The following is a 22,650-nucleotide window of genomic DNA, read 5'->3' on the forward strand; positions in this document are numbered from 1 at the left end:
GCTCATAAGGGACTTACACCCTCTGGAAAAATAACACGCCATATCTTTGTTTTATAATCTGAAATTTGTATTTTTCAATTTTTATCAAAGACTACGGCGTGTGTCCTGCTCATGCAGGGCACACACACACGCTACAAGCAAGCTGGGTATTTGGCTTAATTTAAAGATGGTTTTGTGTTTGGTATAATTTGGCAAATCCGAAGAATGGTCTTAATTTAGTCCCAAACCCGCTGTAGTGCCAAAACGTTATATGAAACCCTAAAAACATCCAACTCAATGAGAAAATATATTTTTTTAGTAGCAATCTTTTTTCTTTTTTTAGAAAATAGCCTTTCTCAAGAAACAGATATACAAACCAAACGGCAGAGCGATTCAATTTATACCAACGCCATTAAAGCCAGAGGTGTAAAGATTATTCCGATTAGGAATAAAAAATATAAGGTCTGGACTAAAAAATCAGGAACCGGAAAAATAAAGTTATTTCTATTGCATGGTGGTCCGGGAACATCACCTGAATATTTTGAAAATTTTCCTTCAAAATTAGGTAAAAATTACACTATTTATTTTTATTCCCAATTAGGGAGTTATTTTTCTGATATTCCTAAAGACAGTACACTTTATATGGTTGAAAGCTTTGTGAATGACATTGAAGAAGTTCGTCAATCATTAGATTTAGAGCAGTTCTATATTTTAGGGCATTCTTGGGGAAATCAACTTGCCCAAGCATATGCAGTTAAATATCCTGAATACTTGAAAGGATTATTACTCTGTAACAATATCAATGAAAAATATGAAGTTATCGTTGAGCACCAAACTCAATTGTATGCCAATATTTTAGAAGATATCCCTGAGTATGCAAAGTATGCCGATTCACTTAGGTTTGGCTTCAGCGGTAAATTCTCAGATTTTAGTAGTCCTGACGCTTTGGGGTTTCAAATCCGACAAAAGGCTTGGCCGATTATGCTGGAGAAACATTATGCGAGGCTTGTCGGTCAAATGCCCAAAGCATTGCGTCTATCAAAGGAGCATTCTACAGGAAGGCTAATGTCGGAACTTGGATTCATGCAAAGGATTGATTCAATAGATTTTAATAAATATCTAATTGATATAAAAACACCGACTTTATTTATTGGCGGAAAATATGATTTTATACCCTCCTCCTATTATGTAAAAATGCGTGATCGGATGGTAAACAATCAAAATGTAGATATTTATATCTGTCCCAATGGAAGTCACTTCACTATGTGGGATGATCAAGATAATTTTTTTCAGGCAGTAGATAAATTCATATTGAAAATTGAAAAAAGTAATCCTAAATAATTGGGCTTCATATAACAGCCGGTAAGACGAAATCGCTGAAAATCTGGTAGGTTGAAGTTTTATTTTCACGAAGAAATATTATCTTGGCAGAGAATACTCAGTCCGCTGGTATCGCGAATTCGCTTACCAGCAACACGTTACCAGTTATGTTTATGAGAAACGAAAGATATAAAGGAAAAAATGTTATTTGGGAAAGTAAAACTAAACAGGTTTTTATTATTCTCGTCAGCTTTCTTTTCACTTTCATTGCTTTGTGGATTAGAGATACTGACAAACTTCAATTTTGGCTTTCAATCTTTTTGTTTGGTTTCGGAGGAATATTTATGTTGGTTAGATTTTTAAATCCAAAAAATATTTTCGTTACGCCAAAATCGAAAATCGGAAAAGAAATATTAGCAGAACGAACTGAACTTCACCAAAATGATAACGGAATTTTTGAATATCATAAAAATGGATTCATTATAACTACAGAAAATGAAACTTATAATTATGAATGGAACGAGATAAAAACTGTTTATGGTTACAAAATAGATTTATTAGCTTATGACGAAATTTGTATTGATGTTTTTACTATTGACCAAAAGAAATTCACAATAACAGAATCTACAGGCGGTTGGTTTCAATTCATAAGCAGATTAAGTGAAAATATTAAATCAATTGAAATTGATTGGTATTTGAAAATTGCTAACCCTCCGTTTGAAAAAAATCTGACTTTGTTATACGACAAACAAAACCGAACAATCGAACAAATAAGAACCGAAAACGTAACTGCATAAAAACACAACTGGTAATCGAGTAGACGGCTCCGTCTCAAATAGAACGGAGTGCGCCTCTCACACCACCGAGCGTACGGGTCACGTACTCGGCGGTTCGCAAAGTGATGGGTTAAGTTCGATGTAAACATCCATTAAAGATTGATAGCCTCTTTGTTTTAGGCGTTTCAGGGTAATGGTGGTATTCAAAATCGGACTCTGTGCAATTGCCCACCCGCCTTTCCTCGTTCGACTAAAAGCATAGGCATGGGCTTGGTCAACCCCCAGTCGTATGAGATTCTTTCTCTTTCGTTCGGGTTTCTTCCAATCGTGCCAAATACAGTAACGAAGTCGGTTTCTGAGCCAGCCGTCCAAATCACGCAGTTTGCCCATAATACTCGCTCCCCGAAAATAGTTTAACCATCCCCGTTGCACTTCCTTTATCTTGGCAATGCGCTGCTCAAATTTTGCTGGTGCGGTTTTGCGGGTAATACCTTTAAGCCGTTCTTTGAGTTTTTTCCACGCTTTTTCTTCACGAAAAAGCTATATCTTTGGCAGAGAGAACTCAGCCCGCTTTGATCGACAACGTCGTGAAGCGGCCTAACGTTATGCCTCAGTTTAGAAAACCGAAACACTGAAAAATAAATAAAACGATAGAATTATGGCTTTAATTAATTGTAAAGAATGCAATGCTAAAATTAGTGATAATGCAAAAAGTTGTCCTAATTGCGGTAATCCAAATTTGAAGCAAGAGAAAAGTAACAGATTTACTCTTATTTTATTTGGAATTATTGTGACAATATTTATGCTCTTTATTATGTTCGGAGGGAATAACATGTCCCATGAAAATATTGAATTAGTAACAGCGGTTGATACGTCAGCAGTTGCATATGCCCCAAAATTAACAGCAGAAGGACGAAAAGAGAATATTGAAAAAATAAGAAATATGTTTTTAGATACGGGCATAGATGTAAAAGTCAGTGTTTATGGAAAAAACAATGAAACATTAGAATTAGAATATGCTCTTTTTAATGATGTATGGTATCGAAAATTTGAAACTTCAGGAATGTTTGACAACTTTCATAAGTTGGGTTTCAAAAAAATTATTTTAAATGATAATTATGATTACAAAACTTCTGTTACATATTAAACTAAACTGAAAATTGGAATAAATAGAAAACCGAAGGCATAACAGCGGTTTCGCTCGATAGCTCATTTTATCTTTCTTGGAAAATACTCAGTTCACTCCTATTTCGCCTTTCTTATACTTTTTTTTGCTAAATTGCCGCTATGGTGCAAAGCTGTAAAACATTAGCAGCAAGTGTGCCGAACCGACACAGCAGATATCAACAGACGATAAAATAAGCTAATGAGTCAAATTTTACGACAACAAATAGAAAAAACAATTCAAATCAACGACACCGAATTTGACTATGTTTTGTCACATTTTACAAACAAAAAATTCAAAAAGCATCAGTTTGTAATTCAAGAAGGACAATTAGTTGAAAATGATTTTTTTATTTTAGGCGGTTGCTTAAAATCATACTTTACAGACAAAAACGGCAAGGAACATATTTTGGCGTTTGGCATGCAAGACTGGTGGATTACGGACTATGAAGCCTACTACAATCAATCAAAAGCAACTATAAATATTGACTGCATTGAGGACAGCGAATTACTTTGCTTATCATTTGAAAACAGAGAAAAACTTTGTGCAGCGCTTCATAAGATAGAGCACTTTTTTAGAAAGAAAACCAATAAACGGAATGTTGCTTTACAAAAACGAATACTTTCTCTATTGAGCAACAACGCCAAAGAAAAATACGACCAATTACTACAATTATATCCACAGCTTTTCCAAAAAGTTCCCAAACAACTTATTGCTTCTTATTTAGGTGTTACAAGGGAAACACTCAGCAGACTTAACTCTCCCTCGAAATAATGTGAGGTACATCACTAAAAAGTTGTGATGTATGTCCTTTTTCTTCCTTTGGGTTCAATTGAACTTTGTGCCATAAATTTTAAACAAAAATAAAATGGCAAAATTTCAAATTCAACAGGCAAGCAGTACCGTAAACTGGACTGGCAAAAAAATTTTAGGGTTACATACAGGAAGCATCAATATCGCTAATGGCTCTATTGAAATTACAGACAATACCGTTACAGGCGGAGAAATTGTAATAGATATGACCTCTATTACCATTACAGATATCGCTGATAAAAACACACACGATGAATTTTTAGGGCACCTCCAAAATGATGATTTCTTTTCGGTAGATAAATTTAAAACGGCTCAACTCACCATTACCGGTTCGAGCAAAATCGAAACCAATAAATTTAAAATTGACGGAAACCTCCATATCAAAGACATTACACACCCGGTTAGTTTTATCGCGACAGTAGAAGTATTTACAGATTTTCTACATTCTTTGGGCGAAATTGTAATTGACAGAACCTTGTACAATATTCGTTACGGTTCGGGGAAATTTATTGACAACCTGGGCGATAAACTAATTTATGATGATTTTGTGTTGCAATTCAAACTTGTGGGACAAATATAAATCCAAACGAATAGGAAAAGGCGAAGTGCTGTAAAAAAATTGTTTTGGCAGATGCTTTTCAGGCACTTCGCTTTTATCTTTTGCCAATCAGTCAAACATTTAATACCCAAAAGACAATGTGGAATAAAACAAAATTTACGAAACTGTTAGGAATAGATTATCCAATAGTTCAGGGTCCATTTGGTGGTGGGCTATCCTCTGTAAAATTGACAAGCACTGTATCAAACGCAGGTGGATTAGGTTCGTTTGGCGGTCAGCCACTTTCTTCAAAAGAAATTATTGAAACCTGTAATGAAATAAGAAAATTTACAAACAAACCTTTCAATATCAATTTGTGGGTTAACGACAGAGATGACCATTTAGCAACTTTTGACGAAAATAATTACGAAAAACTTACAGCATTATTTAAACCTTATTTTAATGCGTTAGGTTTGCCAATACCTGAAAGACCCACTTATCCTGGAGCTAATTTTGAAAAACAAATTGAAGCCATTTATGAAGCAAAACCGGCAGTATTTAGTTTCGTTTACGGGATTCCTTCCTCAGATATTTTAGAAAATTGCAGAAGGCTCGGTATTAAAACAGTGGGTGCCGCAACTACAGTAGATGAAGCTATTGCTTTGGAAAATGCAGGAGTTGATGCAATAGTTGCAACAGGATTTGAAGCAGGCGGACATCGGGTTTCATTTTTAAGGCCGGCAGAAGATTCATTAATGGGAATATTTTCACTTATCCCACAAGTAGCAGACAATGTAAAAATTCCCATAATAGCGGCTGGAGGCATTGCAGATGCAAGAGGTATAAAAGCTGCATTGACATTAGGGGCTGATGCTGTTCAAATGGGGACTGCTTTTTTGGCAACATCAGAGTCCAATGCTTCCCAAGACCATAAAGACAAATTATTTACAGAAGACGCTAAGTACACAACCCTAACAAAAGTATTTACCGGACGGCTATCAAGAGGAATCAGAAACAGACTTACCGAAGAATTAAAAAATCACGAAGACTTATTTGCACCTTATCCTTTACAAAGTAAATTTATGGGTTTGCTAAAAGCCTATCCAGCAACCGAAAACTCAAACCCTGACTTCAAATCCTATTGGGCAGGACAATCTGCTTCGTTACTAAAACATCGGGACGCAAAAATATTAATAGAAACATTGGTAAACGAAATGAATAAAAAATAACATACAAGACAGAAGAAACGCCAGTATCTCATTAAATTTCATTAAGTTAATAGATTTCAGATTGCTTCGCCAATTCGCTTTTTAGGCTCGTGTGAAGATTAACGTTTTTTGATTTCAGATTTGATGGCGCCAAATGTTTGACTGTCGATTTTGCGAGGTTTTTTTATATCAGCAATCAAAAATCGTTAATCAAAATCAGCAATCATTCTATCATTTAATCCTTAACTTAATGACATTGGGCGAGCACCAGATGGGTGAAACATCATTTTAACAAAGAATTGATGTCATCCTGAGCGAAGCCGAAGTGGCTCAGCCTGACACTTATTTTTAATTTCACCCAACGGGTTAAGAGAATACAAAAGTGCCTTATGAAATTTATGTTCCTAATTAATGTTAAAGTTCAGCCTGTTTCATGGAAATAAATTCAAAAACAGAAAAATTTTTACTTTAAAAATTCTACTTTACCCGTTTTCATATTATATACAGCTCCACAGATAATTATTTCACCTTTTTTTTCCATTTCTTTTAAAATTGGGCTTCTCTTTCTAATCTCATCTATTGAATGGTAAACATTTGCATCACAGACCTCTTCTACAAACTGCTCGTTTTCAGCAATGGCTTCTCCTTTGAAATCTTTTTTAGCTACCGCTACAGCAGGCTGTATTTTATCGAGTAATGTTGTAATGTTTCCCAGTTTTACATTTTTAATAGCAGATTTAACTGCACCGCAATATTCATGACCTAGTACAAGTACCACTTTTGCTCCTGATACTTTACAAGAATATTCCAGACTTCCCAATATATCGTCATTAACAATATTACCCGCCACTCTGGCAACAAATAAATTACCAATGCCGCTATGAAATACATCTTCAACCGGAACGCGGGAATCCAAACAGGATAATACAACTGCTTTTGGGAACTGGCCTAAAGAAGCATTTCTAACACGCTCGGTAGTATTTCGAATGGTTAGATTATCTTCCACGAAATCTTTATTTCCTTCTTGTAACCGTTTAATCACATCAATTGGTTTTAATTTTGCCTGTTCTGCTGCTGTAAGAGGCTCAGTTACCAGAATGTGATCTTTTCTTATTGATACCGTATTTACAGTATCATTTTGCACTTGTACATGAGATGACAGCTTTTCTTCCCTACAGGAAACCATCATAGCAATAGAAATAATAAAAGTTACTTTTTTCATCATAATAAATAAGTGGTTAATTAATATTGAACTTATCAAATCATTTATCTGGCATATTTAATTATCTGATTTCTTCAGTATAAATATAAAAGAAAATAACATTTGAAATTAAAAACTTATTTAGAAGAAATGACCCGTCTGACCCAACCATTCTCGCTTTCAAGTTTTAGACCTGGTATTTAATCCAGAACCGTTAAATTTCATAACTTAGATTTCTTTTTAAACCGATTTGCCATGACTAAGAAATCTATAGCCCGAAACTTTCTAAAGCTAGCTGCTACAGGGCATTCTCATGAAGCATTTGAGCTGTATGCCTGCAAAAATTTCAAACATCATAATGCTTATTTTAAAGGAGATGCTGACACTCTAATGCTGGCTATGAAAGAATCTGCGAGAACCAACCCTAATAAGATTTTACAAATTCATCATGTTTTAAGAGACGGGAATTTAGTTGCAGTTCATTCACATGTGAAACAAAATTCAACGGATTCAGGTATCGCTGTTGTTCATATTTTTAGGTTTGAATTGAACAAAATAGTCGAACTTTGGGATTTAGGACAACCAATTCCCCAAAAAAGCATCAATGAAAATGGAATGTTTTAAATTAAATTAACCCGTTGGGTGAAATGATTTGATTATAAAAAGTATAAAAATCGGGAGTGAAACATCATTTATAACTTAAGGAATTGATGTCATCCTGAGCGGAGTCGAAGGCTTTTGAACACGAAAGTGCTTCGACTAAGTTTATCCTGAGCGAAGCCGAACGGACTCAGCCTGACACTCATTTTTAATTTCACTCAACGGGTTAAATTAATAGAAAGTATTAACTATCATTAGTGATTTTCAGTAAAACAATTAACAATGGCAAAGAATAAAACAACCCAAACAGAATACAGTGTTGCCGATTTCATCAATACTGTTGAAGATGAGCAAAAAAGAAATGACGCATTTGACCTCATACAATTAATGCAAAATCAAACCGGTTTCGAACCTAAAATGTGGGGGCCAAGTATTATTGGCTTTGGAAATTATCATTATAAATACGAAAGCGGACATGAAGGCGATGCGCCATTGGTTGGTTTTTCGCCCAGAAAAGATGCGATTTCACTTTATCTGTCTTCTTCTTTTGAAAATAAAGAAGAACTGCTTGTTAAATTTGGCAAACACAAAGCCGGAAAAGGCTGTATTTACATCAAAAAACTGGCAGATATCAATAATGAGATTCTGAAACAAATGATTTCAGAATCAGTAAAAGAATTGCAAAAATTATATCCTTCTAACTAAATAATCATGGTTCTCACACTCCTAATCCTTTCACTGGCAATCCTTTTTTATTTTTTATTTCATCCCAGATTTGGAAAAAAACCTTCAGGGGAAAGACTGGCTTTAATACAAAAATCACCTCAATACAAAAACGGAAAATTCGAAAATGAAAGTTTTACTCCGGAACTTGCAGAAGGTTATGGTTATTATGATGTTTTAACCGAATTTTTATTTAAGAAGGTTGACCGAAAAATTCCAACTGATGTTATTCCTTCAGTAAAAACAAATTTAAAGGAACTTCCTTTGCATCAGGATGTTTTAGTCTGGTTTGGTCATTCTTCTTATTATTTTCAGCTTGAAGGGAAACGTTTTTTAATTGATCCTGTTTTCAGCGGTAATGCCTCCCCTATTTATGGAACCACGAAAGCCTTTAAAGGAACCGATATTTACACCTATGATGATATTCCTGAAATTGATTATTTACTGATAACACATGACCACTATGATCATTTAGATTATAAAACGATAATGGAACTGAAACCAAAAATAAAAAAAGTTATCACAGCACTTGGCGTAGGTTCACATTTTGAATTTTGGGGCTTTCCGGCAGAAAATATTATCGAAAAAGACTGGCATGAAAAAGTAGCATTAGATCAAAATCTAACACTTTATACTGCTCCATCGAGACATTTTTCAGGCAGAAGCATCAAGCGCTGCAATACACTCTGGACTTCTTTTATTATAGAAACCAAAGATTTCAAAATGTATTTGGGCGGAGACAGCGGTTACGATACTCACTTTGCCGCAATTGGTGATAAATTTGGCCCTTTTGACATGGTGCTTATTGATAATGGCCAATATAATCCGGCATGGAAATACATTCACAATTTGCCCGAAGATGTAATAAGAGCGATGAAAGACTTAAAAGCAAAAAGAGTCTTTCCTGTACATAATTCAAAATTTCCATTATCTCTTCATTCCTGGGATGAGCCATTGATAAAGGTAAGCGAATTAAATGCCTGCTCAGAAAATCCGATTCCGTTGATTACACCTATGATTGGAGAGATTGTCGAATTGAAAAATGACAAACAGGAATTTAAACAATGGTGGAAAGGATTGAAATAGTAATTTTGTGAGATGTGAGATGTGAGATGTGAGATGTGAGATGTGAAACGTCCTGTTTTTATTTCTACCTTTTGGGAGAAATCACAGCAGAAGCTCCGCAGCGTATGTCTCCAATATTTGTAGATTAGCGTACGTGATTTACTTGGTTTATTCACTATCACCCGACTCACCTTCGTCAGAAATGACAAGACTGAACATAAATCTGAACTAAAATAATGAAACTAAAAATTACTTTTTTCGTCCTTACTATTCTCACTTCATTTCATGTATTTTCTCAAAATACCTACGTCTTTTTAGGCTCTTATAACAAAGATAAAACTGCCGAATCAATTCAGGTTTACCAGTTGGATACCGTAAACGGAAATCTGAGTAAAATAACCGGGGTGAAAAATATCATTAATCCGTCTTATTTAACTGTTTCTCCAAACGGAAAATACGTCTATGCCTGTACCGATACCAAAACACCAAACGCAGGAAGCGTAAGCAGTTTTGAATTTAGTCCTGAAAATAAAGCATTGACTTTTTTGAATAAACAGGCAAGCGGAGGCGAAAATCCGGTTTATATTACCATTCATAAAAATGGAAAATGGATTGCTAACGCTAATTATAATGAAGGAAGTGTATCGGTTTTTCCTGTTTTAGAAAATGGAACAATTGATTCTATAGCCCAAAATTTTAAATATACTGACGGAAGTACTCACAAAGAAAGACAAACCCGTTCTCATGTTCATTCGGCAGTATTTTCTCCTAACTTTGATTATCTTTTTTTGCCTGATTTAGGTGCTGATAAAATCAGATGTTATCGTTTTGATACAAAACAAAAAAAGCCTTTAATTGAAGCCGAATTTCCATTTACAAAAACCGATTTAGAAGCCGGACCAAGACATTTTACTTTTCATCCCAATCAAAAAATTGGATATTGCATCGAGGAAATGGCTGGTTACATAAGCGTTTATCAATACAAAAACGGAAGCTTAAAAAAGATGCAGCGTATCAGTACACATCCTGAAACTGTAACTGAAGGTTTTGCCAGTTCAGATATTCATATTTCTCCGGACGGAAAATTTTTATATGCTTCAAACAGAGGAAAAGAGAATAATATTGCTATTTTTTCAATTAACAAAAAAGGACTTTTAAAGCCTGTAGGCTATCAGTCTGCTTTAGGCGATCATCCCAGAGTTTTTGCTCTTGACGAGACCGGTAATTTTTTAATTACTACAAATGTAAATTCAGGAAATGTAGTCGTTTTTAAAAGAGATAAAAAAAGCGGATTGCTTACAAAAGCGGGTAATGAAATCTTAATGGAAAATGTTTCGTGTGTTCAGATTAAACGGATTTGATTTTTTATTGCCCTCAGATTTAAAGTGATTTTTTATCATTACAACTAATCTTTTTCAAAAAAACTAAAAACTAAAAAATGAATAAACCTCAATTCGATTTACAGCCGGAAACTTTAGAAAACGAAATCACAAAATTAATTCCGTTACAAGAAAAACATTTTGAAGCATTATTTGAAGCTGCTTCCGACCCGCTAATTTGGGAACAGAATCCTGCAAAAGACCGATATCAAAGAGACGTTTTTAAAGCATTTTTTGAAATCATAATGACAAAACATCCATTCCTGATCCTCGATAAACAAACCGACGAAATAATGGGAACGACCAGTTTTTATGATTACAATCCTGAAAAATCAAATATTGCAATTGGCTACACTTTTATTACAAGAAAATATTGGGGCGGTCCTTATAATAAATCAAATAAAAAGTTATTGATCGATTATGCTTTTCAGCATGTTGATTCGGTGCTTTTTCACGTTGGAGCAGAAAACTTTCGTTCTCAAAAAGCCGTTTTAAAACTTGGTGCAGAAAAAATCAATGATATACTGTTTCAGATTAAAGGAGTCGATGTACCTTATTTTGAATATGAACTTCGTAAATTGTAAATTGTGAATTGTGAATTGTGAATTGTGAAATGTGAAATGTGAAATGTTAGATGTTAGAATAGTCTTTTGACATCTAACATTTCACATCTAACATCTAAAACTATTAAAAAATTAATGAAAAGAATAACAGTCTTTTGCGGATCCAGTTTTGGTACCGAAGAAATTTACAACGAACAGGCCGTTTTACTGGGTAAAACGTTAGCCGGACAAAATATAGAATTGGTTTATGGCGGAGCCAATGTAGGCCTGATGGGTGCCGTAGCAGATGGCGTCTTAAATAACGGCGGAAAAGTAATTGGTGTTTTACCTAATTTTTTAAGATCAAAAGAAATTGCACATCAGGGATTAACCGAGCTTATTATGGTGGAAAGCATGCACGAAAGAAAAACCAAAATGAATGATTTATGTGATGGTGTTATTGCGCTTCCGGGTGGTTTTGGTACTCTTGAGGAACTTTTTGAAATGCTAACCTGGGCGCAGTTGGGACTACATAAAAAACCAATCGCTATCTTAAACATCAATGGTTTTTATGATTCGTTGATCGCATTTACTGAAGTCATGGTTAACAAGGGACTTTTAAAAGACGTAAATCAACAAATGCTTATCGTAAGTGATAACATTGATGATTTACTAAATAAAATGAATAATTATAAAGCTCCAACCGTTGGAAAATGGATTGAGAAACAGGAACTCTAATCTTTTTTTGACAACCTGATTTTATGTATTTAACATAATTTACCGAATAACTTTCTTATCTTGTAAATCAAAAAAACTGAAATCCGCTATCAAAAAATGAAACATTTAAAAGTCCATTCTCTTTTATTCGCCCTTATTTTAACTGTAAATTTTACAAACGCTCAGGATACTGATACCGGAAACTGGTTTATTTATTTTGGAAATCAGGCCATCAGTAAAAAATGGAACTGGCATAACGAAGTACAATACCGTAATTATAATTTTGCCGGTGATACGCAGCAATTATTGCTAAGAACAGGAATTGGATACAATCTTACTGAAAACAATAACAATATTTTATTAGGTTACGGTTTTATCAATTCACAAAATTATATTGCCGGAACAGATGATAAAGCAGATAACAACGAACACCGCATTTTTCAGCAGTTTATAACACGACAGAATTTTGGAAGATTTTATCTGCAGCACCGTTATCGTGTCGAAGAACGCTTTTTGAAAGATGATTTTCAAATGCGTTTTCGTTATTTCTTAGCTTTAAATGTTCCTTTAAACAAGCCGAAAATGGAAGACAATACTTTTTATATTTCAGCTTATAATGAAATTTTTATAAATGCAGAGTCGCCTGCTTTTGACCGTGACCGCCTATATGGCGCATTAGGGTATGTAATCAATAAAAATTTCAGGGTTGAAGCCGGTTTTATGAGACAAATTCAGGAAAAAACAGGCCGAAACCAATTTCAGATTGTAGTTTACAATAACATTCCTTTTGGCAGTAGTAAATAACCTTTGAAAATCTGTAAATATGGCAACCGTGAATCATAATTTTGCAAAAGCCGAAATGCTGATTAGAAAACCAGTTTCAGAAGTTTTTCAGGCTTTTATAAATCCGGAAATTACACGCCAATTTTGGTTTACCAAGGGTTCCGGAAATTTAGAACAAGGTAAATCAACAGTATGGACCTGGGAAATGTATGGTTTTTCTCTTACTGTTTTTACCCAAATAATTGAAGAAGACAAACGAATTGTTATTAAATGGGGAAATAGCGGAGAAGAAACTATTGTAGAATGGATTTTTACCCCTTTGAATGAAAAAGAAACTTTTGTAAGCATTACCAATTCTAATTTTATGGGCGATGCTGATAAAATACTTTCTGAGGTTCGAAATTCTACTGAAGGTTTTACACTGGTTTTAGCCGGAGCCAAGGCTTTTTTAGAACATCAGATTCAGCTGAATTTAGTGTTAGACAGATTCCCTAAAGGTTTGAGTTAATCATCTAAAAATAACTATCATGGCAACGATTCCGATTTCAAAACCCACTACTATTGCTCAATATATAGGCGGTTTTCCAAATGATATACAGGAAATTTTAGAAAAAATCAGAATGACGATTCATGAGGCAGCTCCCGATGCCAAAGAAAAAATCAGTTATTCCATGCCTGCTTTTGAGCAAAACGGAATCCTTGTTTATTCTGCCGCTTTTAAAAATCATATTGGTCTCTATGCACTGCCAAGCGGTCATGAAGCCTTTAAGGAAGCACTTTCTAAATACAAATCAGGCAAAGGCTCCGTACAATTTCCGTTAAATCAGCCCATACCGCTTGATTTAATTACCAAAATTGTAAAATTCAGAGTTAATGAAAATCTTGAAAAAGTAAAAAATAAATAATCAAATATGAATTTATCTGAACATTATAATGCGCTTTTCAAAAAATCATCTGAACTGATTTTATCCGAAAACTATACTATCGATTCCAAAATTAGTGATGATTCGGATAAACGCTTCGGACTTACTTTACTGGTTCGCCCCAACAATGAAATTAAGGCTAATATTCAGTCATTCCTTAAAGAATTAAAGAAAACAGAACCCAATCAGTACTATTATCCCAATTCGGATATTCATATTACCATCATGTCTATTATTTCTTGTTACGAAGGTTTTTCACTGGATAAATTTAATATGTCTGAGTATGTTGAAATCATTGAAAAAAGTCTGGTCGATGTAAATGAAATCGAGATTGATTACCAAGGCATTACTTTATCTCCTTCGGCTGTAATGATCCAGGGTTTTCCATCTGATAATTCATTGAATGTTTTACGTGACAAGCTTCGTGATAATTTTAAAAATTCTTCCTTAACTCAGAGTATTGACAGCCGTTACAGCATCGTGACAGCCCATTCTACTGTGATGCGTTTTCAGAAAAAATTAGAAAATCCAAAGAAACTAATAGAAGTCATTGAAAAATTCAGAACCCATAATTTTGGGAAATTTACGGCTGAAAAAATCGAACTAGTTTTTAATGACTGGTATCAGCGTGAAAGAAAAACTACCACTCTGTGTGATCTTTATTTGAAGTTTTTTTAGTTTTTTATCCCTTCTTCAAGATATTCCCCAAACCTCTACCAATTTGTTCAATCGCTTCAAGACCTTTTGTTAATGGTGTTGCACTAAAGTCTTCGTAAGCATCCATAGAAGTTGCTTTATTTTCATCTTGTGGATAAACGAGCATTAAGTTATTATCATTGAATGATTTTTCGAATTTCTGAGGCAATTTGTCAAAAATAGACTGGTAAGAAACAGACCCTTTTCTTGATAAATTAAACACGATCAAATCGGTTGTTTTTATTTCGTCTGAAATGGTTTCAAAATCATCCCACTCTAAAATGCCTTTAAACCCTAATTTTGCATTTAACCTCAAGTTATTAGCTATTTGCTGTATGGCCTGATGCGTTTTATATTCTGCATAAATCATAATAGGAATACTTAACTCTTGTGATAATCTGCATATTTTCTGCAATAAAAGATGAAAGCCAACTCCTCTTTCAGAAAAAGGCGGACAAATAAAAACCAATCTTTTCTCTTCAATAAATGTTTTTTGAAATCTGCAGATGAACAAAGTTTTATCTACGTTATTGATGATTGAGTCTACATTGTCTCCAAAAATTTTATCCAGAAAACCGGTTTTTCTTGGCCAGCCAATAATCACAATGTCTGACATGATTTCTTTGGAAGTTCTCGCAATTCCACTAGCCGGATTGTGGTCAATTCTGGCAATGGTATTGATTTTCACTTCTGAAGCAGATCCCTGAATCACAAACTTATCAACTGCTTTTTTGTATTTTAGGATATTAATTTCGGCTTGGTCATTATTAGGAACAATTGTCAATAATGTTACCGGATTTGATGATTTCTTATCTTTTATCAAAAGTGCAAAATCCAATAAACTAGATGTAGCTGATGTTTTTGCTAACGGAATCAAAATGTGTTCGTCTAAAATCTGATCTTTACCGGCATCTTCAGAAGAAACTTCTTCCTCGCAGATTGCAATCTTTTTAGCTGCTTTTTCAGTGGCAAAAGAAGCTACAATACAGGTAATCAATATTAAAATAATCGTTCCGTTTAATATGTTTTCATCGAGGATTTTGGCTTTAAATCCAACCAAAATTACGGCCAGTGTTGCGGCAGCATGTGCGCTGCTTAATCCAAAAATTAATTGTCTTTCGGTTTTGGTATATTTAAAAACAACCTGGGTAAAAAATGCCGCAATCCATTTTCCAAAAATAGCTACAACACTTAAGGTTCCCGCGACAATAAGGGCTGTTGGTCCGCTTAAAATTACACTAACATCAACCAGCATTCCTACAGAAATCAGGAAAAACGGAATGAATAAAGCATTGCCAATAAACTCAATTCTGTTCATTAAAGCTGATGAATGGGGAATTAAAGGATTTAAAGCCAAACCTGCCACAAAAGCACCAATAATAGGCTCTACTCCTGCTACTTCGGCTAAGAATGCGGCAAAGAAAACCACAGAAAGTACAAAAATGTAATGGGCGTGTTTTTCACTTTCCAGTTTTTTAAAGAACCATTTTGCGATTCTCGGAATAACCAAAAACATAATAGCAGAGAAAATGGCCAGCGAAACGCCTAATTTTATCCAGAAAGCCTGATTGAGGTTTCCCTGACTGCTTCCCATAATCACCGCCAGAATAATCAAAACGGCTGTGTCTGTCAAAATTGTTCCGCCTACCGTTATAGCAACTGCCTGATTTTTTGCAATTCCTAATTTGCTTACAATCGGGTACGCCACCAAAGTATGTGTTGCAAACATACTTGCCGTTAAAAAACTGGCATTAAAATCATATTGTAACAAATAAAAACAGACCGGAAATCCTATTGTTAATGGGAGGATAAAAGTAAAAAAACCAAATAACAGACTTTTATTTCGATTGGCCTTAAACTCATTCATATCAAGTTCTAAACCCGCAATAAACATAATGTAGAGCAATCCAATAGTTGAAAACAAATCTACAGCAGAATTTTTAGCCAAAATATTAAGCCCGTGAGGGCCAATTATAACACCGGAAATAATCAAACCTATAATTCCGGGAATATTAATTTTTTTGAGTAAGATGGGACATAATAAAATTATGAAAAGTATCAACGAAAAAATTAATACGGGATTGGTAAGCGGTAGTTCAAATTCTTGTATAAAATGCCTGAAAAATTCTATCATAGTGTAATTTTAGCTGCTGGATATTTTCATTAATTTCTTCAAAAACTTTTTTCAGAATTCAAATCAAATACTCAAAATTGCCATTTATTTCAATTATTAAAAAACTGAAAAAAGTTTCGTTTTTTGAAAATAGTCTCTTTACAAAAATACCTAAAAAAAGGCCGAACTTTTTATTAAAGTCCTATATTAAGTAATTAATTTTATTTCCTTGACGAATTATTATTATTTAATATATTTTTTAACAAAACCGCAATATTAACAAATAGAAACAAAACTTCTTTGCATTTTCAATTATCTTTGTTTAAATAAAAAATTGAACAATGGAAGAATGTATCTCTGTTTTTGATATGCTTAAAATTGGTGTTGGTCCATCGAGTTCTCATACGCTGGGACCCTGGAGGGCGGCTGAACGTTTTTTAAAAGAACTGAGAGACCAGTCTATTTTAGAGCAGATAACCAGAGTTAAAGTAGACCTGTACGGATCACTTTCGTTAACAGGTAAAGGCCACGCCACTGACTTGGCCGTTATGCTGGGCCTGAGCGGTCAGGATCCTGAATACATACCGATTGAAAATATTTCGGGAATTATCAAAACGATTGAAACCCAAAATGAAGTAGTTTTAGGCAATCAGATTACGATTCCGTTTTATTTTCTTCAGGACATTGTTTTCAACAAAGACTTCCTCCCCTTTCATGCCAACGGATTAAAATTTACGGCTTACAAAACCGATAATTCTGAATACGAATCTACTTTTTATTCTATCGGAGGCGGTTTTGTTGTGAAAGAAGAGCGAACGAATGCCAAAAATAATATTGTCATAAAATGTGCTTTTCCATTTCCGGTTCAAAATGCTGTTGAACTATTAAATTATACCATTTCAGAAAACAAATCGATTTCAGAAATTGTTTATGAGAACGAAAAATCGATGCGCCCTGAAGCCGAAATTCATTCGGAGTTAATGCGTATCTGGCATACTATGCTTGAGTGCATGTATATTGGCTGCCATTCTGAAGGGATTTTACCGGGAGGACTCAATGTTCGCCGAAGAGCTTTTGATATGCATCAAAATTTAATTGGCTTATCTAATTATCATGACCCACAATCGTGGTTGGAAGAAATTAGAAAAACTGAGGTTAAATTTCGTCAGATCTTAAAATGGGTAAGCTGTTTTGCACTTGCCGTAAATGAGGTAAACGCCTCATTAGGACGTGTCGTTACTGCACCAACAAACGGCAGTGCAGGTGTAATTCCGGCCGTTTTAATGTATTATTTGGTTATTGAAAATCATGATGCAGGCGAAAAAGAAATCAAACAATTTTTGATGGTTGCCGGAGAAATTGGAAGCATTTTCAAGAAAGGATCTACAATTTCTGCCGCAATGGGGGGCTGTCAGGCTGAGATTGGTGTTTCGTCGTCGATGGCTGCAGCGGCACTTTGCGAATTAATGGGCGGATCTCCTGCTCAGGTTTTAATGGCTGCCGAAATTGCTATGGAACATCACTTAGGGTTAACCTGTGATCCCATTGGAGGTTTAGTTCAGATTCCGTGTATTGAAAGAAATACAATGGGCGCCATAAAAGCCATAAACGCTGCCGAGCTTGCTCTTGAGACCGATTCTAAAAATGCTAAAGTTCCGTTAGACAAAGTTATCAATACGATGTGGCAGACGGCAAAAGATATGAATTCAAAATACAAAGAAACATCTGAAGGCGGTTTGGCAATTGCGGTAAATATGGCCGATTGTTAGTATAATATTGCTTAATTTTGCAGAAAAAAATTTGTTTTAAAGAAAATCAACTTTAAAACCATTCAAAAAAACTAAAAAAAGTATCAATGTCAGTAGCAAAAAAAGATTATAAAAGAATCACTACAAAGTCGTTAATCGAAATGAAAAGTCATGGAGAAAAAATCTCTATGCTAACGGCTTATGATTATACGATGGCAAAAATTGTTGATACAGCCGGAGTCGATGTAATTTTAGTAGGAGATTCTGCTTCCAATGTAATGGCCGGTCATGAAACAACGTTACCTATTACTTTAGATCAAATGATTTACCATGCTTCCTCTGTAGTAAGAGCAGTGGAAAGAGGTTTGGTAGTAGTTGATTTGCCTTTTGGAAGTTACCAGTCTGACCCAAAAGAGGCTTTGCGTTCTGCCATCAGAATTATGAAAGAAAGCGGCGGACATGCGGTGAAGCTTGAAGGCGGAAAAGAAATTAAAGAATCTATCAAAAAAATATTAAACGCAGGAATCCCGGTTATGGGACATTTGGGTTTAACACCGCAATCTATCTATAAATTTGGAACTTACACCGTTCGTGCCAAAGAAGATGAGGAAGCTGAAAAGTTAATCGAAGATGCTAAAATGCTTGAAAAAGTAGGCTGTTTTGCCGTGGTACTTGAAAAAATACCCGCAGATTTAGCCGAAAAAGTAGCTAAAAGCATTTCAATTCCTGTTATCGGAATCGGAGCCGGAGGCGGTGTTGACGGACAGGTTTTGGTTATTCATGATATGCTTGGAATGAATAATGAATTCAGTCCGCGTTTTTTACGCCGTTATTTAAATCTTTATCAGGAAATGACTTCTGCAATTGGACAATATGTGACGGATGTAAAATCGAGTGATTTTCCTAATGACAAGGAACAATATTAATGTTTTTTAAAAGACGCTAAGGTTCTAAGTTACTGAGATTCTAAGTTTTTTTTTTTAGGAGCAAAGGTTCAAAGCAGCAAAGGTTCTTTTAAAAATTTACAAAAAATAATTGCCTCCAGCTAAAGCTCAATGTCATTACGTTAAGAGATTTTAGATTGAGGATTAACGATTTTTGATTTCAGATTTGGTTTCGCTAAATATTAGGTTGTTAATTTTAGAAGGTTTTTACATCTGAAATCAAAAATCGTTAATCAAAAATCAGCAATCATTTTATCATTTTATCCTTAACTTAATGACATTGAGCTAAAGCTGGAGATTCAATTTTAAGCTTGTTAAAGGGCTTTATCCAAACTTATTTCAATTTCAATCTAAATTCTCAAATTCCCCATACGCCTAAAATGAAAATAGTTTCTAATAAAGAAAATTTACAAATTCTACATGAAGACAACCATATCATAGTGGTCAATAAACGCGTTGGCGATATTGTACAAGGTGATAAAACCGGAGATAAGCCTTTGTCTGAGATTGTAAAAGAATACATTAAAGACAAATACAATAAACCCGGGGATGTTTTTTTGGGAGTAATTCATCGTCTGGATCGACCTACTACCGGAATCGTTGTTTTTGCCAGAACCAGTAAAGCCTTGTCACGAATGAATGAATTATTCAGTAATCGTGAAACTAAAAAAACGTATTGGGCAGTTGTCAAGAATAAACCTCAGGAAGCTACTGCCAAATTGGTTCATTATTTAAAAAGGAACGAAAAAAACAATACTTCAAAAGCACATCTAAAAGAAGTTCCGGACAGCAAAATTGCCAGTTTAGATTATACTGTTTTTAAAGAACTTCAAAATTATGTGGCTTTGGAAATCAATTTGCATACAGGCCGCCATCATCAAATTCGGGCGCAGTTATCGGCAATTGGTTCTCCGATAAAAGGAGATTTGAAATATGGGGCTGACCGAAGCAATCCCGACGGAGGTATTCATCTGCATGCCCGAAAATTAGTTTTTATTCACCCTGTTTCCAAAGAAAACATTATTGTAACAGCTCCAACACCAGATGAAACCATTTGGAATGCACTATGATTTTATGATTTAATTGTTAAATTTTCAATTTATAACAAGTAAATTGCATAGTCAAAAATGTAAGCTGCTGTAAAAATGGACTATAAAAATGATATAAAGTATCGAAAAGAAACGCTAAAAAAATTACTTTTTAATATTCAGAAAAGTGAGGACTTAATTGTAAAAGCCTTATTTGATGACTTTAAAAAACCTGAATTTGAAGCTGTTTTAACAGAAACTAATTATGTTATTTCAGAACTAAAAAACACAATCAAAAATATTGATAAGTGGGCAAAACGGGAACGTGTTTTTCCTTCTCTTTTAAATTTTCCTTCTACCGATTATATTTATAAAGAACCCTACGGAGACGTTTTGGTAATTGCTCCCTGGAATTATCCTTTTCAACTGGCTTTATGTCCTTTAATCTCTGCCGTTGCTGCCGGAAATAAAGTGGTTTTAAAACCGTCAGAACTCACCCCGAATACGTCTGCCATTATTGCCAAAATAATTGAAAAATCGTTTCACATTAATCATGTGGAGGTTGTTCAGGGCGGTATTGAAGTCTCTGATAAGTTACTGGCAAAACGCTGGGACTATATTTTCTTTACCGGAAGCGTTCCGGTTGGCAAAATTGTAGCCAAGGCGGCTGCAGAACACCTCACGCCTGTTACTTTAGAACTGGGTGGTAAAAATCCGTGTATTATTGACGAAACCGCCAATTTAAAACTGGCTGCAAAACGTATTGTCTGGGGAAAATTTATCAATGCCGGACAAACCTGTATAGCTCCGGATTATATTTTGGTTCAAAAAAACATGAAAATCAATTTTATCACTTTTCTGATTGACGAAATCATTCAGGCTTATGGTAAAAAACCAAAAGATTCTCCAGACTATGCCCGTATTATCAATAGCAAAAACTGGGTGCGCTTAACAGGCATGATTGCTCCCGAAAAAGTGATTTTTGGAGGAGAATCCGATTCAACTGATTTTTACATTGCTCCTACACTTCTTGATGAGCCTGAATTAGAAAGTCCGGTAATGAATGAAGAGATTTTTGGACCTCTTTTACCTATTCTGGTTTATGAATCTGAACATGATATTGATGCTGTTATCCGTAAATATGAAAAACCACTGGCCTTTTATGTTTTCAGTGACAATGATTCTTTTGCTAAAAAAATGATTTCACGTTACTCTTTTGGAGGTGGCTGCATCAACGATACCATTTCTCATTTTTCGAATAAGCGACTGCCTTTTGGAGGTGTAGGCCATAGCGGAATGGGGGCTTATCACGGAAAATTGAGTTTTGCTGTTTTTTCACACCATAAGTCTGTTGTAAAAAAAGCCAACTGGCTCGATCTCCCTATGCGTTATGCTCCTTACAAAGATAAGCTAAACGCCATTAAAAGAGTATTAGACTGGCTGTAAGCAAACTAAACTGATCTTCTTACAATTTACTTTATTATGAAATGAAATTGATTAAAAATACTATATTTACGTTTGAATAGTTAACTTAAACATTAAAAGTATAAAACATTTCTACTAAATATGAAGTCGATACTTAATCAAATTGAAGACATCAAAACAAACGGTTATTCCTTAGATTTTTCTGATGTTTTTAATCACGCTTTTGAAAATTATAAAAAGATAGCCCTTTATGCAGGGCTTATTTTATTGGTCATTTCCATACTTTGTTTTTTCCTTGGCGGCGGAATATTAATTTCTTTATATGGAGCTGAACACTTCAATAAACAATTTTTTGAAAGTTTACAGAACAAACAACCGGACGGGGCTACTTTACTGATTTACACACTTGTAATAACGTTTGTAACCGCCTTTATAACTCCTTTTACAGCAGGTTTTTTAAAAATGGCAGACAGTGCGGACAAAGACGAAGCCTTTAATTTTTCGACTGTTTTTACTTATTACAAAGCTCCATATTTTTCACGCCTTTTTATTACCTCCTTATTGATTGGCTTAATCAGCGGACTTATTACTGTGGTTTTCAATTTCATTGGAATTACTGTTATTGATACCCTGTTTGCGGTGCTTATTTCATTGTTTACATCCCTGACTGTTCCGCTTATTGTTTTTGGAAATTTAAACAGTACAGCTGCTATAAAATCAAGTATCACTATTGTCAGCAAACAACCTCTTGTTATAGCCCTTTTATTTATAGTTGCAGGCATTGGTTCTGTTATTGGTTTTATTGGCTGCTGTATAGGTGTCGTATTTACAATTCCAATTACTTATTCTGTAAAATATGCTATATACAGTGCTATTTTTGAAATTGAAAATCCAGATTCAATTGATTCAATTGGCCAGTCGGATCCGGAATAAATAAGCTCTTTTTAAACAAAATCAATACCCA

At 34.6% G+C, this 22,650-nt stretch carries 23 protein-coding genes and 1 pseudogene; 21 read left to right on the forward strand and 3 right to left on the reverse strand.

All coding sequences use genetic code 11. The features are described 5' to 3' along the window. Positions 1-276 precede the first annotated feature (276 nt). Both FLV_RS06960 and FLV_RS06965 read left to right on the forward strand, forming a co-directional pair. Positions 277-1,320, forward strand: a complete 1,044-nt coding sequence (locus FLV_RS06960; RefSeq protein WP_243232241.1) for a proline iminopeptidase-family hydrolase — start codon at positions 277-279, stop codon at positions 1,318-1,320. Between the two features lie 152 nt (positions 1,321-1,472). Then, complete coding sequence (locus FLV_RS06965; RefSeq protein WP_243232242.1) at positions 1,473-2,096, forward strand: hypothetical protein; 624 nt, start codon at positions 1,473-1,475, stop codon at positions 2,094-2,096. Between the two features lie 78 nt (positions 2,097-2,174). Here FLV_RS06965 and FLV_RS06970 read toward each other — a convergent pair. Further along, positions 2,175-2,615 (reverse strand): annotated as a pseudogene (locus FLV_RS06970) (group II intron maturase-specific domain-containing protein); the annotation flags it as partial. Between the two features lie 118 nt (positions 2,616-2,733). Here FLV_RS06970 and FLV_RS06975 point away from each other — a divergent pair. The 4 genes from FLV_RS06975 (at position 2,734) to FLV_RS06990 (ending at position 5,820) form a co-directional block, all read left to right on the forward strand. Then, entirely contained in the window at positions 2,734-3,222 is a 489-nt protein-coding gene (locus FLV_RS06975) for a zinc ribbon domain-containing protein (RefSeq protein ID WP_243232243.1), read from the forward strand. A 219-nt stretch (positions 3,223-3,441) separates the two neighbouring features. Continuing rightward, positions 3,442-4,014, forward strand: a complete 573-nt coding sequence (locus tag FLV_RS06980; protein WP_243232244.1) for a Crp/Fnr family transcriptional regulator — start codon at positions 3,442-3,444, stop codon at positions 4,012-4,014. Positions 4,015-4,108: 94 nt separating this feature from the next. Beyond that, the gene (locus FLV_RS06985; protein ID WP_243232246.1) at positions 4,109-4,633 is read left to right on the forward strand and encodes a YceI family protein; all 525 of its coding nucleotides are present in this window, start codon (positions 4,109-4,111) and stop codon (positions 4,631-4,633) included. 44 nt (positions 4,634-4,677) lie between these two features. Beyond that, positions 4,678-5,820, forward strand: coding sequence for an NAD(P)H-dependent flavin oxidoreductase (locus tag FLV_RS06990; RefSeq protein ID WP_243232248.1), 1,143 nt, complete (start codon positions 4,678-4,680; stop codon positions 5,818-5,820). A gap of 442 nt (positions 5,821-6,262) precedes the next feature. Here the strand turns inward: FLV_RS06990 and FLV_RS06995 are convergent, their stop codons facing one another. After that, positions 6,263-7,024 (reverse strand): carbonic anhydrase family protein, encoded by a 762-nt coding sequence (locus tag FLV_RS06995; RefSeq protein ID WP_243232249.1) that lies wholly within the window; start codon positions 7,022-7,024, stop codon positions 6,263-6,265. Between the two features lie 231 nt (positions 7,025-7,255). On the opposite strand from FLV_RS06995, the gene FLV_RS07000 reads away from it, so the two are divergent. The 10 genes from FLV_RS07000 to FLV_RS07045 all read left to right on the forward strand — a co-directional run bounded on the left by FLV_RS07000 (position 7,256) and on the right by FLV_RS07045 (position 14,410). After that, entirely contained in the window at positions 7,256-7,624 is a 369-nt protein-coding gene (locus FLV_RS07000) for a nuclear transport factor 2 family protein (protein WP_243232252.1), read from the forward strand. A 258-nt stretch (positions 7,625-7,882) separates the two neighbouring features. Further along, positions 7,883-8,305, forward strand: coding sequence for a DUF1801 domain-containing protein (locus tag FLV_RS07005; RefSeq protein WP_243232255.1), 423 nt, complete (start codon positions 7,883-7,885; stop codon positions 8,303-8,305). Continuing rightward, positions 8,306-9,409, forward strand: a complete 1,104-nt coding sequence (locus tag FLV_RS07010; protein WP_243232879.1) for an MBL fold metallo-hydrolase — start codon at positions 8,306-8,308, stop codon at positions 9,407-9,409. A gap of 215 nt (positions 9,410-9,624) precedes the next feature. Further along, a complete protein-coding gene (locus tag FLV_RS07015; RefSeq protein ID WP_243232256.1) occupies positions 9,625-10,749 on the forward strand; it encodes a lactonase family protein in 1,125 nt (374 codons plus the stop codon). A gap of 77 nt (positions 10,750-10,826) precedes the next feature. Continuing rightward, positions 10,827-11,351, forward strand: coding sequence for a GNAT family N-acetyltransferase (locus FLV_RS07020; RefSeq protein WP_243232258.1), 525 nt, complete (start codon positions 10,827-10,829; stop codon positions 11,349-11,351). Positions 11,352-11,465: 114 nt separating this feature from the next. Continuing rightward, a complete protein-coding gene (locus FLV_RS07025; RefSeq protein ID WP_243232264.1) occupies positions 11,466-12,047 on the forward strand; it encodes a TIGR00730 family Rossman fold protein in 582 nt (193 codons plus the stop codon). A gap of 96 nt (positions 12,048-12,143) precedes the next feature. Continuing rightward, positions 12,144-12,830 (forward strand): DUF2490 domain-containing protein, encoded by a 687-nt coding sequence (locus FLV_RS07030; RefSeq protein WP_243232267.1) that lies wholly within the window; start codon positions 12,144-12,146, stop codon positions 12,828-12,830. Between the two features lie 19 nt (positions 12,831-12,849). Further along, positions 12,850-13,317, forward strand: a complete 468-nt coding sequence (locus FLV_RS07035; RefSeq protein ID WP_243232269.1) for an SRPBCC family protein — start codon at positions 12,850-12,852, stop codon at positions 13,315-13,317. Between the two features lie 19 nt (positions 13,318-13,336). Next, complete coding sequence (locus FLV_RS07040) at positions 13,337-13,714, forward strand: iron chaperone (protein ID WP_243232271.1); 378 nt, start codon at positions 13,337-13,339, stop codon at positions 13,712-13,714. Positions 13,715-13,720: 6 nt separating this feature from the next. Continuing rightward, entirely contained in the window at positions 13,721-14,410 is a 690-nt protein-coding gene (locus FLV_RS07045) for a 2'-5' RNA ligase family protein (protein ID WP_243232275.1), read from the forward strand. Between the two features lie 4 nt (positions 14,411-14,414). Here FLV_RS07045 and FLV_RS07050 read toward each other — a convergent pair whose 3' ends face one another. Further along, positions 14,415-16,562: a cation:proton antiporter gene (locus tag FLV_RS07050; RefSeq protein WP_243232276.1), complete on the reverse strand. Its 2,148-nt coding sequence runs from the start codon at positions 16,560-16,562 to the stop codon at positions 14,415-14,417. 320 nt (positions 16,563-16,882) lie between these two features. Here FLV_RS07050 and FLV_RS07055 point away from each other — a divergent pair, with 320 nt between their 5' ends. The 5 genes from FLV_RS07055 (at position 16,883) to FLV_RS07075 (ending at position 22,619) form a co-directional block, all read left to right on the forward strand. Then, the gene (locus FLV_RS07055; RefSeq protein WP_243232283.1) at positions 16,883-18,310 is read left to right on the forward strand and encodes an L-serine ammonia-lyase; all 1,428 of its coding nucleotides are present in this window, start codon (positions 16,883-16,885) and stop codon (positions 18,308-18,310) included. Positions 18,311-18,396: 86 nt separating this feature from the next. Continuing rightward, positions 18,397-19,215 carry a 3-methyl-2-oxobutanoate hydroxymethyltransferase gene (gene panB / locus FLV_RS07060; protein WP_243232285.1) on the forward strand — a complete coding sequence of 273 codons (819 nt, stop codon included), beginning with the start codon at positions 18,397-18,399 and terminating at the stop codon, positions 19,213-19,215. Positions 19,216-19,613: 398 nt separating this feature from the next. Beyond that, entirely contained in the window at positions 19,614-20,303 is a 690-nt protein-coding gene (locus tag FLV_RS07065) for an RluA family pseudouridine synthase (RefSeq protein WP_243232288.1), read from the forward strand. Between the two features lie 75 nt (positions 20,304-20,378). After that, on the forward strand, positions 20,379-21,707 hold the full coding sequence (locus FLV_RS07070; RefSeq protein WP_243232291.1) for an aldehyde dehydrogenase: 1,329 nt from the start codon (positions 20,379-20,381) through the stop codon (positions 21,705-21,707). A gap of 120 nt (positions 21,708-21,827) precedes the next feature. Next, positions 21,828-22,619: a hypothetical protein gene (locus FLV_RS07075; protein ID WP_243232294.1), complete on the forward strand. Its 792-nt coding sequence runs from the start codon at positions 21,828-21,830 to the stop codon at positions 22,617-22,619. Positions 22,620-22,650 lie beyond the last annotated feature (31 nt).

Source organism: Flavobacterium pectinovorum, assembly GCF_022802975.1.
In the GTDB taxonomy this organism is placed as follows: domain Bacteria; phylum Bacteroidota; class Bacteroidia; order Flavobacteriales; family Flavobacteriaceae; genus Flavobacterium; species Flavobacterium pectinovorum_B.